At 65.5% G+C, this 2,846-nt stretch carries 1 protein-coding gene and 2 pseudogenes; all 3 read right to left on the bottom strand.

Annotated elements, in window-relative coordinates; genetic code table 11:
• Nucleotides 1-1,864, bottom strand: a 1,864-nt coding sequence (locus tag YO9_RS0115635) for a HelD family protein (protein WP_016998338.1), incomplete at its 3' end; no start/stop codon positions are given.
• A 100-nt stretch (nt 1,865-1,964) separates the two neighbouring features.
• Nucleotides 1,965-2,470: pseudogene (locus tag YO9_RS0115630) on the bottom strand (adenine phosphoribosyltransferase).
• A gap of 70 nt (nt 2,471-2,540) precedes the next feature.
• Nucleotides 2,541-2,846, bottom strand: a pseudogene (locus YO9_RS0115625) (DNA-3-methyladenine glycosylase); the annotation flags it as partial.

Below are 2,846 nucleotides of genomic sequence, written 5' to 3'. Positions count from 1 at the left end.
CATCACGCACCGCGCGCGGGTCCGACACGCGAAGGCCTGCTGCGCGGGCGACCCGCACGGCGGCGTCGGCGATGGGCTGGGGCGTGCGGTAGTTGACCGTGAGTTCTTCCAGGGAGAAGCGATCCCCCACGAACGGTTCCAACGCGCCCTCCCACGTGGTCGCTGCCGCGGCGTTGCCGGCCTGGGCAATATCGCCCACCACCGTGAACGACTTCATGGGGCAGCGACGCATCAGCGTGCGCCACTGCATGGCCGAGAGTTCCTGCGCCTCGTCGACCACCACGTGCCCGTAGGCCCACGTGCGGTCAGCCGACGCCGCCTCAGCAGCGGTCATGCGCCGCACCGGTTCCTCGTTGAGAGTGGTCAACTGGTCGACGGTGATGATGCCCTGGGCGCCGATGTCCTCGAAACCCTCGGCCATCGTGGCGAGCACCTTCTCCGCAGACTCCGCCGCCTTGCGTTGTTCGGCCGCCTGACCGCGCAGCTTGATGCCCGCGGAATCGAAGTCGCCGAGCAGCTCTGCCGCTTCGTCGAGCAGGGGCACGTCCGCCACGGTGAGCGGTGCGTCAGGAGCGCGAAGTAGCTGGGCGATCTGCGCGTCGCTCAGACTGGGGGCCGCCGAACGCAGGTAGTGCTCCTTGGAGAACAACTGACTCACCAGCTGTTGCGGCGTCAACGGCAACCACAACAGGTTGAGGGCGACTCGCACTTCACGAGATTGGCGCAAGTCCTCCTTGAGGTAAGAACGGTCCATGGTGGAGCCGGCCTTGTCGTTGAGCTGCTGCCCCAGAGTTTCGGCGAGCTGCTTGATGATGACCTTCACGAAGGTTGCTCGGGCCTCGTTGTGCGGCTTGCCCGTGGCACGGGCGCGCTCACGAGCGTGCCGGACCAACGACCGCTTGAGTTTGACGGAGTGGCCGACCACGGTCAGCCAGAGGTTCTTCTCCGGAACCTTTTCGCGGTCCGCGACCGCTTGCTTGATCACGTCGACCATGTGCAGTCCGGACTTCCATCGAGCCACCCACGGATCGCGCTCCACGGTGCCGTGCACGCCCGGGTAGAGATCGGCCAGGGAGGACATGACCACGCCGGTTTCGCCGAGTGCGGGCAGCACTCGTTCGATGTACCAGAGGAATGAAGATGACGGCCCAACGATCAGCACACCCGACTTGGCCAGGCGTTCGCGGTGTTCGTAGAGCAAATACGCCGCACGGTGCAGAGCCACTGCGGTTTTACCCGTACCTGGCCCGCCCTGGATTACTCGCACGCCCTTGAGTGGAGCACGGATAATGCGGTCCTGTTCAGCCTGAATGGTCGCGACAATGTCGTTCATGCGACCGGTGCGCGTCTTGTTGAGCGCGGCCATGAGGGCGCCCTCGCCGCGCACGATCTCGTGCTGGTCCACCGCGTCCGCGTCGAAGACATCGTCCTCGATGGCGGTCACATCGCGCTTCTCCATGATCAGGTGCCTACGCCGTGCGAGGCCCTGGGTGTTGCGAGCGGTCGCCTGGTAGAACGCGCCGGCTTCCGGAGCGCGCCAGTCCAGCACCAGTCGCTGGTGGTCCTCGGTAGCCAGGCCGAGCCGGCCCACGTAATACCGCTCGTCATCCTCTGTGTCGAGACGACCGAAGACGAGGCGCTCATCCACCGATTCGAGTTGCGTCAGGCGATCCTCGTAATGGGACGCGAAGGCGTCACGCTCGGACTTCGCCTGGTGTCCTCCGCCGTAGTCACTGCGGCGGACCTTGGCGAGTTCTTGGCCATTGATCTCACGCAACTCGTCCAAGCGTTCATAGGCCTGGGCAACGTAGTCCCGTTCCAGCTCGAGCTGCTGGGCGGTTCTTTCAGACGCGGACTCGGTCACGCAATTCACCTCACGGGGACGGAAAACGACCGCCGGTTCGATAACCAGCGGTCGTCAATCCTATCGCGCTCCCGTGACCGAACATGTCACGGGGAGAAACTCAGACGCGCAACAGGGCGCGAACCCGGTGCCCGCCCAGCTGGGCGCGGCCGCGCAGGGCGGTCAGTTCCATGATCACGCCGAAACCCGCCACGTTGAAACCGGCGCGGGTCAGCAATGACGCAGACGCACCGAGCGTGCACCGGTGGCCAGAACGTCGTCGAGCACCAGAACACGCGAACCGCGCGGGACATCGTCCGTGTGGATTTCGAGCGTTTCGGTGCCGTATTCCAGGTTGTACTGCTGCGAGATAGTCTCGCGCGGCAGTTTGCCCTTCTTCCGGACGGGGACGATGCCCACGCCGGAGGCATAGGCCACGGCGGCGGCAATCATGAATCCGCGCGCCTCGACGCCGGCCACACAGTCGTACTGACCACGGAATGCATCGGTCAGGGCGTCCACGGTGCGCTTGAATCCGTCCCCGTCGGCGAACAGCGGGGTGAGGTCACGGAACAACACCCCCGGCTCCGGGTGGTCCGGGATCTTGGCGCACAACCGGTCAATCATCTGCTCTACGGATTCAGTCACCGGTCCATCGTATCCGCCGTTTGCCCCACACGAGCAGTTCGCGCGGATGCTACGGCCGGGTTCTGCGTTTCTTGACGGTGGCTTTCCGGTACGGCGACACCGTGGGGTCGTTCCTGAGCGCGAAGCGCCACGGGAAAGCATCCGTTCCGCCCTCACCGGAGACACCGGTTCGAGCGGTCGTCACAATCTCCGCCGTTGTCGGGTGATCGGGCAGTAAAAGTCCCGTCCACGGCTGCTGGTAGCCGGGGTGCTCGGCCACGAGTCGCTGGGCGGCGAGCACTGGATCCGGTGCGCTGCCCAGATAGCGCAACGCGGCGCCGTCGTCGGTCCGATCCAGGGCGAGCGCCTGCGCCAC

Source organism: Kocuria atrinae C3-8 (assembly GCF_000286355.1).
GTDB lineage: Bacteria > Actinomycetota > Actinomycetes > Actinomycetales > Micrococcaceae > Kocuria > Kocuria atrinae_A.
Note: the sequence above shows the minus strand (reverse complement) of the source record. Positions and strands in the feature narration are given on the sequence as shown.